The 13,239-nt window shown below is 62.4% G+C and carries 16 protein-coding genes; 6 read left to right on the forward strand and 10 right to left on the reverse strand.

Going from position 1 to position 13,239, the window contains the following annotated elements:
* Window positions 1-344: FCD domain-containing protein (locus tag MESS2_RS23240; protein ID WP_040593854.1), on the forward strand; the 344-nt coding region annotated here is incomplete at its 5' end.
* A gap of 111 nt (window positions 345-455) precedes the next feature.
* Here MESS2_RS23240 and MESS2_RS23245 read toward each other — a convergent pair.
* From MESS2_RS23245 to MESS2_RS23285, 9 genes are all read right to left on the reverse strand, one after another.
* Window positions 456-1,622: a Fic family protein gene (locus tag MESS2_RS23245; protein WP_008876938.1), complete on the reverse strand. Its 1,167-nt coding sequence runs from the start codon at window positions 1,620-1,622 to the stop codon at window positions 456-458.
* 221 nt (window positions 1,623-1,843) lie between these two features.
* Complete coding sequence (locus MESS2_RS23250) at window positions 1,844-2,833, reverse strand: branched-chain amino acid ABC transporter permease (protein WP_008876939.1); 990 nt, start codon at window positions 2,831-2,833, stop codon at window positions 1,844-1,846.
* Between the two features lies 1 nt (window position 2,834).
* Window positions 2,835-3,722, reverse strand: a complete 888-nt coding sequence (locus MESS2_RS23255; protein WP_008876940.1) for a branched-chain amino acid ABC transporter permease — start codon at window positions 3,720-3,722, stop codon at window positions 2,835-2,837.
* A gap of 7 nt (window positions 3,723-3,729) precedes the next feature.
* Window positions 3,730-4,434, reverse strand: coding sequence for an ABC transporter ATP-binding protein (locus MESS2_RS23260; protein ID WP_008876941.1), 705 nt, complete (start codon window positions 4,432-4,434; stop codon window positions 3,730-3,732).
* A complete protein-coding gene (locus tag MESS2_RS23265; protein WP_040593856.1) occupies window positions 4,427-5,179 on the reverse strand; it encodes an ABC transporter ATP-binding protein in 753 nt (250 codons plus the stop codon). Before MESS2_RS23265 ends, MESS2_RS23260 begins: the two co-directional genes overlap by 8 nt.
* Before the next feature lie 44 nt (window positions 5,180-5,223).
* Window positions 5,224-6,432, reverse strand: coding sequence for an ABC transporter substrate-binding protein (locus tag MESS2_RS23270; protein ID WP_008876943.1), 1,209 nt, complete (start codon window positions 6,430-6,432; stop codon window positions 5,224-5,226).
* 235 nt (window positions 6,433-6,667) lie between these two features.
* Window positions 6,668-7,264, reverse strand: a complete 597-nt coding sequence (locus MESS2_RS23275) for a YdeI/OmpD-associated family protein (protein ID WP_008876945.1) — start codon at window positions 7,262-7,264, stop codon at window positions 6,668-6,670.
* A gap of 135 nt (window positions 7,265-7,399) precedes the next feature.
* A complete protein-coding gene (locus MESS2_RS23280; protein ID WP_008876946.1) occupies window positions 7,400-7,597 on the reverse strand; it encodes a tautomerase family protein in 198 nt (65 codons plus the stop codon).
* Between the two features lie 32 nt (window positions 7,598-7,629).
* Window positions 7,630-8,370 (reverse strand): SDR family oxidoreductase, encoded by a 741-nt coding sequence (locus MESS2_RS23285; protein WP_008876947.1) that lies wholly within the window; start codon window positions 8,368-8,370, stop codon window positions 7,630-7,632.
* Window positions 8,371-8,470: 100 nt separating this feature from the next.
* Here MESS2_RS23285 and MESS2_RS23290 point away from each other — a divergent pair, with 100 nt between their 5' ends.
* From MESS2_RS23290 to MESS2_RS33540, 4 genes are all read left to right on the forward strand, one after another.
* Window positions 8,471-9,364: a LysR family transcriptional regulator gene (locus MESS2_RS23290; RefSeq protein WP_008876948.1), complete on the forward strand. Its 894-nt coding sequence runs from the start codon at window positions 8,471-8,473 to the stop codon at window positions 9,362-9,364.
* Window positions 9,365-9,822: 458 nt separating this feature from the next.
* On the forward strand, window positions 9,823-10,140 hold the full coding sequence (locus tag MESS2_RS32440; protein ID WP_008876950.1) for a PIN domain-containing protein: 318 nt from the start codon (window positions 9,823-9,825) through the stop codon (window positions 10,138-10,140).
* A gap of 211 nt (window positions 10,141-10,351) precedes the next feature.
* Complete coding sequence (locus MESS2_RS33535; protein WP_244440062.1) at window positions 10,352-10,753, forward strand: hypothetical protein; 402 nt, start codon at window positions 10,352-10,354, stop codon at window positions 10,751-10,753.
* Between the two features lie 87 nt (window positions 10,754-10,840).
* A complete protein-coding gene (locus tag MESS2_RS33540; protein WP_008876952.1) occupies window positions 10,841-10,978 on the forward strand; it encodes a hypothetical protein in 138 nt (45 codons plus the stop codon).
* Between the two features lie 39 nt (window positions 10,979-11,017).
* On the opposite strand, the gene MESS2_RS23305 is transcribed toward MESS2_RS33540, so the two are convergent.
* Complete coding sequence (locus MESS2_RS23305; RefSeq protein ID WP_008876953.1) at window positions 11,018-11,920, reverse strand: S1C family serine protease; 903 nt, start codon at window positions 11,918-11,920, stop codon at window positions 11,018-11,020.
* Window positions 11,921-12,191: 271 nt separating this feature from the next.
* Here MESS2_RS23305 and yghU point away from each other — a divergent pair, with 271 nt between their 5' ends.
* Window positions 12,192-13,058 (forward strand): glutathione-dependent disulfide-bond oxidoreductase, encoded by an 867-nt coding sequence (gene yghU / locus MESS2_RS23310; RefSeq protein ID WP_008876954.1) that lies wholly within the window; start codon window positions 12,192-12,194, stop codon window positions 13,056-13,058.
* The last annotated feature ends 181 nt before the right edge of the window (window positions 13,059-13,239 follow it).

Consider the following 13,239-nt stretch of genomic DNA (forward strand, 5'->3'; position numbering starts at 1 on the left):
CCTTAGTGGAGATCCACCGGGTCTACAGCGCCCATGTCGATGCGCACTATTTGCGCGGCATCCATGAGGCCAATGACCGCTTCCACCTTACCATGCTGTCGGCATGCGGCAACGACTACCTGGTGTCGTCGATCGACCACTACATGCGGCTCAGCCTGCCGGTGCGGGCCAACTCGCTGGCCGACCGCGAGGAGCTCGAAGTGTCGCGCCAGCACCACCGGTTCATGATCGAGGCGATGAAGCGCAGGGACAATTGGGTGCTGGCCCACCTCTGCGTCGATCACCTGCAGCCGAGCAAGATCTTCTATCTCAAGGAAATCGAGAAGACGGGCGACGACGTGTAGGGCCCAGCGTCTCGCTCCGCCCCCTCTGTCGCCTTCGGCGAGGACCTCCCCCTCGTGAGATGCTCAAAGAGGAGATCGGCGTTCACCAGGGAAGCAGCGTTCCTCTCAGGCTTAAACCGGCAAAGTCAACTGCGAAGCCTTAGCCTTTCCTGAAACCAGGTCGTAAGGATTTGCTGCCTTTGTCTTATCGGCAAACTTTGCCCGTAGGTCAGCAATCGTGTCTCCGGCGACATAGTAGCGACCGCGCTTCTCGCCAACCGGCTTGAGCAGACCTTGGTCACAAAGTTCTTTGAGGTCGCGACTGGCTACCACCTCAGAAATGTCGTTTTCTGTGCGATGCCGCAGATTTCTAACCTTATAGCCAAAGGCCGCATCCATCAAAGGCAGTTGGACACGTTCGTTGAGTTTCAAAGCTGTTGTCATTTTGTCGATAGCCTCCCAAAGCCTTCCGATCTGAGCGTTCCGCTTCTTTAAGGTGATGGCCTGTTGATAGTGAGCTATTAGGCAGAATCGAACCCATGGCAGGGCGTCGTTTTGCGGGCTCCATTTGCCTTTGCCAGTCTCAGCTAGGATTTTATAGTAAGATTCAGTGTTTCGTCCGAGCCATTCTTCAATGCTACAGAATACCGGTGCAACGACACCTTTTCTGGCCAGTATCAACGTTTGAAGCGCTCTGGCCATTCTTCCATTTCCATCCTTGAAAGGATGGATCATCGCCAAATTCAAATGAATCATAGCGCCGAGGACCATCGACGAATCGACGTCAGGCAAACTGTTGGCTTGGGCCACCAGTTCCTCGATCAGCCCCGGGACCAACTCGGCATCCGGCCCCTCATATACGGTTTCATCGGACGGCTCATGCACAACATAAATAGGACCATTGCGCCATTGCCCTGGCAATTTGGTCATGTCGTAGTTGAGCATCATGAAATGAAGGCTTCGGATCAACTGCGCATTGATCACCAAATGCGGGTCGTCATGCAGCCGCAAAACGTAAGTCATCGCAGTCCGATACCCGTTGAGCGCCCGGATCGTTTCCTCTTCCAAAGTTTCGGGTCGTTCATCGTCAACGATTGCGACGGCTTCGGCCAGATTGGCGTTTATTCCCTCAATGCTGTTCGAACCTTGAAGTGCACGCGCAAAAGTGTTTCGTCGCAAAAATCCCGTCCAGCGAATGGGATTTATGCTCACTTGGTATTTTAGCTCAGTTCGCAACGAACGGATCAGCCCCAATACGTCCTGATCCGACGAATCAAGTTTTGGATAAGCGTGTATCATGTCGGTTATCCTGTTTCTTACCGTCGTAACGACGATATATAATTGACTTATCGACGAAGTCAAATTACATACCCGACATAAGCAGGATGCCCAACCGCTCCCAGACCCTCGCCAGTCCTCGCGAGAGGCCTACTATGTGGCGATCTCCCACATTCCAATCAACACGGACACTGTTTGTCGACCTCGGCAAGTACCGCGGGGATTTGCGACGGCAGCCAGAATCAGGCCTTGTCGCGGTCGCTGCCGGCTTCAGCCGGCGAAAGCCACCGCGCATAGAGTTCGCCGACGATGCCGCGGCGGAAGATGAGCACGCAGACCATGAAGATCAGGCCGGTGGCGATGGTCACCGGAAAGCCCGAAGTGGCAAGCGTGTTTTCCAGGCCGACGACGAGGCCGGCGCCGACAACCGGCCCGACCATGGTGCCGATGCCGCCGAGCAAGTTCATCAGGATCACCCCGCCCGACATCTGCCAGGTCACGTCGGTGAGCGTGGCGAACTGGAACACGATCGCCTTGGTAGCACCCGCAAGCCCTGCCAGCGCCGCCGACATGACGAAGGCGGCGAGCTTGTAGCGGCCGACCGAATAGCCGAGCGAGATGGCGCGATTCTCGTTCTCGCGGATCGAGCGCAGGATCATGCCGAAGGGCGAGTTGACGATCCGCCAGATGGCGAACACGCCGATGAGGAAGATGGTGAGCACGACATAGTACATGTTCATCGTGACATTCAGGTCGACGATGCCGAACAGGCTGCCGCGCGGCACGCCCTGGATGCCGTCCTCGCCTTCGGTGAAGGGCGCCTGCACGCAGAAGAAATAGAACATCTGCGCCAGCGCCAGCGTGATCATGGCGAAATAGATGCCCTGCCGGCGGATGGCGAGGAACCCCATGACCAGGCCGAGCACCGCCGCGCCGCCCATGCCGAGCAGAATGCCTGCCTCCGGCGGCCAGCCCCATGCCTTGACGGCGTAGGCGCAGAAATAGGCGGCACCCCCGAAGAAGGTTGCGTGGCCGAAGGAGAGCAGCCCGGTGTAGCCGAGCAGCAGGTTGAAGGCGCAGGCAAACAGCGCAAAGCACAGCATCTTCATGACGAAGATCGGGTAGATGAAGAAGGGCGCGGCGATGAGCGCCACTATGCCCAGCGCCACCAGGCCCCATTCCAGCCGCACGGAGGCAGCAGCGCGCCTTTCCTGAAGTGTCAGCTCGCTCATCTCAGGCATCCCTTCCGAACAGGCCGGCCGGCCGCAGCAGAAGCACGATCGCCATGATGACGAAGACGACGAGGTTCGACGCCTCGGGATAGAACACCTTGGTCAGGCCCTCGGCGAGACCGAGCATGTAGCCGGTGACGATGGCGCCCAGGATCGAGCCCATGCCGCCGATCACGACGACGGCGAAGACGACGATGATGAGATCCGAGCCCATCAGCGGGCTGACCTGGTAGACCGGCGCGGCCAGAATGCCGGCCAGCCCGGCAAGTGCCGCGCCAAGCCCGTAGGTGAGCGTCAGGAGCAGCGGCACGTTGACGCCGAAAGCCTGGACGAGCTCGGGATTCTCGGTCGCGGCGCGCAGGTAGGAGCCAAGCCTGGTCTTCTCGATCAACAGCCAGGTGCCGATGCAGACGATCAGCGAAGCCAGCACCACCCAGCCGCGATAGTTGGGCAGGAACATGAAGCCGAGATTGGTGCCTCCCGCAAGCAGCGGCGGCACGGCATAGGGATTTCCCGACACGCCGTAGTAGAACCGGAACGCGCCTTCGATGACCAGCGCCATGCCGAAGGTGAAGAGCAGGCCGTAGAGCGGATCGAGACGGTAGAGCCGCGACAGCGCCGCGCGTTCGACCGCCATGCCGAAGACGCCGACTGCGATCGGCACCAGGACGAGCGCCGGCCAGTAGCCGATGCCGAGATGGACAAGCAAGAGGTAGCCGATGAAGGCGCCAAGCATGTAGAGCGCGCCGTGGGCGAAATTGATGATGCGCAGCAGGCCGAAGATGACGGCCAGCCCAAGGCTCAGCATGGCGTAGAACGAGCCGTTGATGAGCCCGACTAAGAGCTGCCCGAGCAGGGCCTGGATGGGAATGCCGAAAATCATCGTCATGGCGCCATCATACTCCCAGCACCTCATGCAGCTTTTCGGTGTGCGCGGCGAGTTCCGCCACCGGGAAGCCCTCCAGCACCTTGCCGTGCTCCATCAAATAGAAGCGGTCGGCAATGCGGGCGGCGAAACGGAAATTCTGCTCGACAAGCAGGATCGTCATGCCACGCTTCTTCAATGTCGCCAGCAATTCGCCGATGCGCTGCACGATGACCGGCGCGAGGCCCTCGGTCGGTTCGTCGAGCAGCAGCATCTGCACGCCCGTCCGCAAGATGCGGGCGATCGCCAGCATCTGCTGTTCGCCGCCGGACAACCTGGTACCCGGACTGTTGCGGCGCTCTTTGAGATTGGGGAAGAGGTCGAATATCTCGTCGACGCTCATGCCGCCCTTGGCCACCACCGGCGGCAGGATCAGGTTCTCGTCGACGGTCAGCGTGGCGAAGATGCCGCGCTCCTCGGGAACGTAGCCGATGCCCTGACGGGCGACGCGGTGCAACGGCAGGCCGATCAGGTCGCTGCCGTTGAAGACGACGCTGCCGCTGCGCTCGCGGACCAGCCCCACGATGGCGCGCAACGTGGTGGTCTTGCCGACGCCGTTGCGGCCAAGCAAAGTCACGGTCTCGCCGCGCAAGACATCGAGGTTGACGCCGTGCAGCGCATGGCCCTCGCCATACCAGGCGTGGAGATCGCGCACGGCAAGCAGCGGCTCACTCATGCTCCGTCCCCATATAGGCGACCTTGACGCGCTCGTCCTGGCTGACGGTCGCATAGTCGCCGGCGGCGAGCACCTGCCCGCGCTGCATCACGGTGATCCAGTCGCAGAGATCGGCGACGACGGTCAGATTGTGCTCGACCATCAGCACGGCCCGATCGCGGGCGAGCGAACGGATGATCCCGGAGATCGTGCCGACATCCTCGTGTCCCATGCCGGCCATCGGCTCGTCGAGCAACAGCACCTTCGGATCGAGCGCCAGCGTGGTGGCGATCTCCAGCACGCGCTTCCTGCCATAGGAGAGATCGCCGGCGAGCCGGTGTGCGGCATCGTCGAGACCGACGATGCCGAGAAGCTCCCGCGCCCGCGGCGTGAGTTGGTCGAGCGCCGCCAGCGAGCGCCAGAACTGGAAGCCCAGCCCACCCGGGCGCTGCAACGCGACGCGCACATTGTCGAGCACGCTGAGATGCGGAAAGATCGCCGATATCTGGAACGACCGCACCAGGCCCATCCGCGCCACTTTGGCCGGCGGGGTGCGGGTGATGTCGTTGCCCAGCAATTCGATCCTGCCGCTGGTCGGCTGCAGGAATTTTGTCAGCAGGTTGAAGACGGTTGTCTTGCCGGCGCCGTTCGGTCCGATCAGGGCGTGGATCCTGCCGTGATGAACGTCGAGGTCGACGTCCTTCACCGCGACGAAACCGGCGAAGTCGCGCCGGAGGCCGCGGGCGGAAAGCACCACCCGCGGCATGTCCCGATCGCCGTCCGGCCGGACGGCCGCGGCGGCTGCCGTCGTCACTTGGTGACGAGCGGGCAGCCGCTATCCTCGGCCTTCATGAAGGCCTGATCGCCCGGAATGGTGGCAAGGTAGGTGTAGTAATCCCAGTCCCTCTTGCTCTCTTCAGGCTTCTTGACCTGATAGAGATACATGTCGTGCACCATCGAGCCGTCGGCCTGCACCTTGCCGTTGGCGGTGAAGACGTCGTTGACCGGCATCTCATGCAGTTGCTTGGCCACCGCCTCGGTCTCGTCGGTGCCGGCCTTGTCGATGGCCTTCAGATATTGCGACACCGCCGAATAGGTGCCGGCCTGGATCATGTTCGGCATCCTGTTGGTGCGCTTGAAGAAACGGTTGGCGAAGTCGCGGCTCTTGTCGTCGCGGTCCCAGTAGTAGCCTTCGGTCAGCACGACGCCCTGGGCTGCCTGCAGGCCAAGCCCGTTCACCTCGGCCAGCGTGAACAGCAGCGCCGCGAGCCGCTGGCCGCCGGCGACGATGCCGAACTCGGCCGCTTGCTTGATCGAGTTCGAGGTGTCGAGACCGGCATTGGCCAGCCCGATCACCTTGGCGCCGGAGGACTGCGCCTGCAGCAGGAAGGAGGAATAGTCGGTGGAGCCGAGCGGATAACGCACCTGGCCGAGCACCTGGCCGCCGCGATCCTTGACCAGCTTGGCGGTCTGCTCTTCGAGCGAATAGCCGAAGGCGTAATCGACGGTGATGAAATACCAGCTGTCGCCGCCTTGCTGCACCAGCGCCCCGCCGGTGCCGACCGCCTGGGAATGGGTGTCGTAGGCCCAGTGGAAACCATAGGGCGAGCACTGCTTGCCGGTGAGGTCGGTCGAAGCGGCGCCGGTGACGATGTCGATCTTCTTCTTTTCCTTGGAGAGCCCCTGTACGGCCAGCGCCACCGAGGACGTCGTCAGTTCCATGATCGCGTCGACTTGCTCGGTGTCGTACCACTGGCGCGCTATGTTGGAGGCAATGTCCGGCTTGTTCTGGTGGTCGGCGCTGATGACCTCGATCGGCGCACCCTGGACCTTGCCGCCAAAATCCTCGACGGCCATCTTGGCTGCCTCGACCGACCATTTGCCGCCGAAATCGGCATAAACGCCCGACTGGTCGTTGAGGATGCCGATCTTGACCTTGCCGTCGGAAATTTCGCCCGCTGCCGCGGGCATCGCCGTCGCCGCAAGCAGCGCGACCGAAACGAGATAGGACGCTTTCACCGGTATTTTCCTCCCTTGTGGCCAACCACGGCAAACGCGGCAGCCTCACCATGGTTCAACTTGACCGTCCGATTTCTTGAGAATACGGGCAGCGTCCCGCTCGCCATTCCTCCATTTTGCGGGACCACGCCGCTGCGTGCCTGGGATGCACGGGCAGCGACCCTAGCATCCACCCCCAGGTGCGAGAATGCTATTTTCGTAGCATGCCGCGCCTCGCTCCGGCCTGGCGGCTAGTTCACTTCTTCCCCTGCGGATAGATCGTCTCGCCGCGCTTCAGCATCTCGACAAAAGTCTCGATCTTCTTCCTGCGTCCGGCCTCGGTCTTCATGTTGTGGGTGCGGAAGGCAAGCGCGAAGCGGTTCTGCGCGCTGAGTTTCGCCAGCATCTCCCTCGCCTTCGGCTCGGCGTCGATCGCCGCCTGGAGATCGCTCGGGATCTGCATATCCTTGCTTCTGTAGGCGCGGTCCCAGCGGCCGTCGGCCTTGGCCGCCTCGACCTGTTTCAGCCCATGGTCGGTCATCCGCCCCTCCCCGATCAGCCGGGCGACATTGTCGATGTTGATCTGGCTCCAGATGCTCTTCCTGCCGCGCGGCGTGTAGCGCTGCAGATAGCTTTTCTCATCGAGCCCCTTGCGCACGGCATCGATCCAGCCAAAGCACAGCACCACGTCGATCGCTTCCTTCGGCGTGATCGACGCCAATCCCGAATCCACCTTGTGGATCTTGATCCAGACTTCGGTTTCCGTGTCGTGGTGCTTGTCGAGCCAGGCATGGAAGCTCCCGGCGTCCCTGAACTCGTGCACCTTGGCGGGATCGACCTTGACTGGGGCCATCGTCTCTTGCTTCCCTCGCCGGCGACCAACTTTGCACAGGTCGCGTTTCTTCCCACCCCCTCTGCCCTGCAGGACAGAGGGGGTGTTCAAGCGCCGAGATGGCGCGCCTGTCAATCAGCGGTCGGGCGTCTCCGCTCATCCCCCAGGAATCTTGAACACCACATCGGCGCGGCCGTAGCCGCCGTCGGCGACCTCCTCGATCAGCACCATTGTGTAGGGGCGCACGCCTTCGCCGAACATCTCGACGAACAGGGCCGTGGTCTTGTGGACGAGGTCCTCCTTCTGTCCGGCGGACAGCGCGCGCTCCGGCACTTTGAAGTTTGCAAACGGCATGATGTCATTCCCTGTGGTTATTGGAGGTAAAGTCAGATCGTGCCGCCATTGGCGCGCAGCACCTGGCCGTTGACCCAGCCGCTGTCCGGTCCGGCGAGGAACGACACCACGCCGGCGATGTCGGCGGGCTGACCGAGCCGTCCCAGCGGGATCATCCTGGTGATCGTCTCGACCAGCGCCTCGGACTTGCCGCCGAGGAACAACTCGGTGGCCACCGGCCCCGGCGCCACGACATTGACGGTGATGCCGCGCGGGCCGAGTTCCTTGGCCAGCACATGCGTCATCGCCTCGATGCCGGCCTTGGTGGCGGCATAGACGCCGTAGGTCGGCTGGTAGAGCCCGACCACGCTGGACGAGAAGCTGACGATGCGGCCACCGTCGCGCAGCCTTCTTGCGCCCTCGCGCATGCCGCGGAAAACGCCGCCGAGGTTCACCGCGACCTGCTGCTCGAAACCGGCGTCGTCCATCTGGGCGATCGGCGCGAGCTTCATGATGCCGGCATTGTTGACCAGCACATCGAGACCGCCAAAGGCCTGCTCGGCTGCGTCGAACAAACGCACCACGCCCTTGGGATCGCCGATATCGGCCTGAACGGCGATCGCCGTGCCGCCCGCCGCCTCGATCTCGCGCACCACGCCTTCGGCTGCTTCAGCGCCCCTGGCATAATTGACGACGACCGAAAAGCGGTCGCGTGCCAGCCGCCTGGCGATTTCAGCACCGATCCCTTTCGATGCGCCGGTCACCAGCGCCACCTTTCCATTCTGCATGGTCATGTCAGCTCTCCATTCCTTGTGGACTGAAGGTAGGCGATAAATCCTGCGGGATAATCGCCCGGGACTTGCCAACACCATTCGGATATGGCGAACAATTGACATGGACAGTCTCGACCGGATGCGCCTCCTTGCCCGCGTGATCGAGCGCGGCAGCTTCACCGCGGCCGCCGCCGATCTCGGCCTGTCGCGATCGACCGCCACCGAGGCGATCAGGGAGCTGGAGGCTCGGCTCGGGGTGAGGCTGCTCGAACGCACCACGCGTCACGTCACCCCGACGCTGGACGGCCAAGCCTATTACCAGCGCTGTCTCGCCATCCTCGCCGATGTCGAGGATGCCGAGGCCGGCTTCCAGGCGGCGCAGCCGCAGGGCCTTTTGAGGATCGACGTGCACGGTTTCATGGCCCGCCATTTCATCCTGCCGCGGCTCTCCGAATTCCTCGACCGCTATCCCAGGATCGACCTGCATATCGGCGATGGCGACCGGCTGGTCGACCTGGTGCGCGAAGGCGTCGACTGCGTGCTGCGTTCCGGCGAACAAGCCGACAGCGGCATGATCGCGCGCCGGGTGGCAACATTGCGCGAAGTCACCTGCGCCAGCCCTGCCTATCTCGAAAAGCACGGCATGCCGGCAACCCCCGACGATCTCGACGGCCATCTGATGGTCGGCTTCCGCTCGTCGCGGACGGGCGAGGTCATGCCGCTCGAATTCACCGTTGGCGGCGCCTTGCGCTATGTCACGCTGCCCAGCCGGGTGACGGTCAACGGTTCCGATACGATGGCGGAACTGGCGCGCCTCGGCTTCGGCCTGGTGCAGGCGCCGCATTACCGCTTCGCCGCGGATTTCGCCAAGGGCACGCTTGTCGAAGTGCTGCCTGGCCACCCGCCGGCGCCGACGCCGCTGTCAGCACTCTATCCGCAGAACCGTCAGCTCGCGCCGCGCGTGCGCGTGTTCATCGACTGGGTGATCGGGATTTTTGGCGAGGATGGGAAATGACCGGTACCCCTCCAGGGCAATCGCATATGGCAGCGCCCTGCCCCCCACTCCGGCCGCTGCGCGGCCACCTCTCCCCCATGACATGGGGGAGAGGAAACCCAGGCCTTTCAAGGCCGCGACCACGGCGATTGGCGTTTCCTCTGCCCCACTTTGTGGGGGAGAGGTGGCTCGGCGAAGCCGAGACGGAGTGGGGGAGCGCCATATGCGATTGCCCTGGGTACCCCTCGTCCAAGCCTGTAAAATTCGCTATATACAGCGTATGGCCAAGACAAGTGCAGCATCAACCCTGACAATCCGCAATGCGAAGACGGGAAAACTCGTGACCGTCCGCGGCGCGGAGTCGCTGAAGGGCAGCAAGTTCGCGATCAAGAAGAGTGTGGACCTGACCAAGCCTATCGCTGAACAGGCCCTCAAAGGCAGAACCCAGGCCCCGAAGCACGCGGCCAAAGGGTTGATCCTTGCCGGGCGTCCTGCTCGACACCCATGTTCTCTACTGGCTGGTGAGCGGAACAGAGCCGCTTTCTGATGATGCGCTAATAACAATTGGCGAGAATCAAGAGGCCGGCACTGTCACGGCATGGGAACTAGCGATCGCGGCGCGAAAGCCTGCCCACAAGGACCCACCTGACTTCGGTACCAATTCTCCCGCTCGCTGGTTTTCAGCCGCAGTCGAGGCAACAGCAGCGAAGATCATTCCGATAAAACAGCGGATCGCGATAGAGGCGGCGGCGGCGGTCACGGCGACTGGGCACAAAGACCCGGCGATTGCTATCTGATCGCCACCGCCCGGGTTTGCAGGATTCCGATCATGACGCGGGATGGCGTGATGCGAAAGTTGGCAACACCCGGCTACCTGCAGGTAGTCGGTTGCTGATTTGTCCGACGAAACAGCGCCCATGGCGGATCATGCTGCAGTGATGTAACTTCCGCAAAATCTTCTATCGTCCTGTTCTGCTTCGCACATTCACGCTCACCTCGGGATATGCGATGCAATCGATGCTTGTCGGCCTTGCCTTGCTGCTGGCAATTTTCTGCTTTCCGGCGCGGCCCCGGCCGAACCGATCGAAAGCCAGAAGATCATCACCGCACTCACCGGCGAACTTCAACGAAGACGGCGCTACCGATATGGCGATGATCGTCGAGACCGAACCCTCCGACCCGATGGACATGTATTTCTTCCTCAGGGACAAGGAGCACAACTTTCTCAAGCCCGCCGGCATCGTGCGTGGGCAGATCTATGGCGAATGGAACGGCTACGACCGGCCGGGCTACGAAGCCTCCGACACTGAAACGGAACTGACCGCGCTGCCCAACGGCTCGATCAGGTTCTATCTGCCGGCGATGCCAACGGGAAGCGAGCGCACCAACGAGACGCTGACGATAGCCTGACGCAATGGCGCCTTTATCGTCGCCGGCTATGCCTATGACCATCACGACTATCTGAAGGACAATGTCGAAAGCGCCTGCGACTACAATGTGCTGACCGGCAAGGGCAAAAGCAGCAAGAAGCAACCGGACGGCGCGACCGTGCACAAGACCGTGTCGGCCGAGGGCAAGGTTATCCCCTTCGCGGATTGGAATACGGGAACTGGCTTTGCCGCTTGCGGTGAGTGATCGTCGGAAGGTGAAGGCCGGGCAGTCCCTGCGCCTCACCTATTGCAAATGCGGCTTCTTCAGAAAACTGTTGCGGTCGGCGGATTTCACGCGCAGCCAGGTTTCGCGGCCGTCGCGCACCACGCGCAAGGGAATCTCCGCGCCGGCCGGGTTCTGCCACAGCTTGCGATAGAAATCGGCCAGACCGTCGACCTCGCCGTCGCGAACGTCCGAGATGATGTCGCCCTGGCGCAGGCCGGCCTGGGCCGCCGGGCCGCCATCGGCGACGCTCATCACAACGACCTCGCCATTGCTCTCGGCCGAGAAGGCGCCGAGCCAGGGACGCGGCGGCTTGGCGACCTGGCCGCGCGTCAGGAGATCGTCGAGAATCGGCGGCAGAAGGTTGATCGGCACGACCATGTTGATGTCGGCGATCTCGCCATTGCGGCTCATCTGCAGCAGCAGCGAACCGATGCCGAGCAGGCTGCCGTCCTGTCCGATCAGGGCGGCACCACCCCAGGACGGATGCGCCGGCGCGGTGAAGATCGCCTCGTCCAGCAGATATTCCCAATAGCCGGCGAATTCCTGCTTGGTGACGATATGCGCCTTGACCGAGCGGCCGACGCCGTCGGCGAGCACGACCGGATCGCCGACGCCGGCCTTGGCCGCGTCGCCGAGAGCCACCGCGGGCAGGCCGAGCGGGGCCAGCGCCTGCACCAGGCCGAAGCCGGTTTCCTGGTCGTAGGCGAGCGCATGCGCCGGCACCACGCGACCGTCATGGCTGGTCAGCCAGACCTCTTCCGCCTCGGTGATGAGATAGCCGATGGTGAGCACCAGCCCGTCATCGCGGATGACCACGCCGCTGCCTTCCCGGCTGGTGCCCAGCGCATTGGCTGTGAAGGCATCGTCCGGGATTGAGGCGCGCACAGCCACGATGGACCGCAAGATAGTATCGATAGGCATGCTTTTGTCCCGGCAATGATCATGAGGACCGGCTAGGCCCGGTATCTTCTATAGGTATGGCGCGCATGGTCAGGCGCAAGGGCAGTTTTCCCTTCTCCCCCTTTTCGGAAAGGGTGGAACCTGCGCCGGCTTCTACAATAGTTCAACGCAAGTTGAACTTTCTGCTGTCCGCGCTATCTGTAGCTACATGCAGACCAACTCTGCCCTGTCCAACCTCCCATCGCGCAAGCTGCCTCCCAAGACCCCTCCCCGCCAAAAAAGGCCTCCCGAGATGACCGAATACACTCCGCCGAAAGTATGGACCTGGAACAAGCCGAGTGGCGGCGCCTTCGCCAGCATCAACCGGCCGATATCAGGCCCGACGCATGACAAGGAATTGCCGGTCGGCAAGCATCCGCTGCAGCTCTACTCCCTGGCGACGCCCAACGGCGTCAAGGTGACGATCATGCTGGAGGAGCTCCTGGCGCTCGGCCACAGCGGCGCCGAATACGACGCCTGGCTGATCCGCATCAATGACGGCGACCAGTTCGGCAGCGGCTTCGTCGGGGTCAATCCCAATTCCAAGATCCCGGCGCTGATGGACCGCAGCGGCAAGCAGCCGATCCGCGTCTTCGAATCCGGCTCGATCCTGCTCCATCTCGCCGAGAAATTCGGCGAGTTCCTGCCGACCGAGCAGCCGGCGCGCGCCGAGACCTTGTCATGGCTGTTCTGGCAGATGGGCTCCGCCCCCTATCTCGGCGGCGGCTTCGGCCATTTCTACGCCTATGCCCCGGAAAAGATCGAATATGCCATCGACCGCTTCGCCATGGAGGTGAAGCGCCAGATGGACGTGCTCGACCGGCGACTGGCGGAAAGCGAATATCTCGGCGGCGCCGACTACACCATCGCCGACATGGCGGTGTGGCCCTGGTATGGCGGTCTGGCCAAGAGCCGCATGTACAATGACTCAGGCGAGTTCCTGTCGGTGCAGGAATACAAACACGTCCAACGCTGGGCCGACGCCATCGACGCGCGGCCGGCCGTGCGGCGCGGCCGTATGGTCAATCGCGCCTTCGGCGAACCAGCGATGCAGTTGCACGAGCGCCACGACGCCAGCGATTTCGAGACGAAAACGCAGGACAAGCTGGCGGCTGAATGACCTGAGGGAATGACGCGCCAATCTCCCTTGTGGGCAGAGCAATCGCATATGGATTCTTGCGAAGATGTACCCCCACCCTAACCCTCCCCACAAGAGGGGAGGGAACGCTGCCGCGCGCCCTTACCTCCTCCTTGGCACCAAAAGGCAGGCAATTTGCCGAGATCAGCGCTGACGAAAGTCT

The organism is Mesorhizobium metallidurans STM 2683 (assembly GCF_000350085.1).
GTDB lineage: Bacteria > Pseudomonadota > Alphaproteobacteria > Rhizobiales > Rhizobiaceae > Mesorhizobium > Mesorhizobium metallidurans.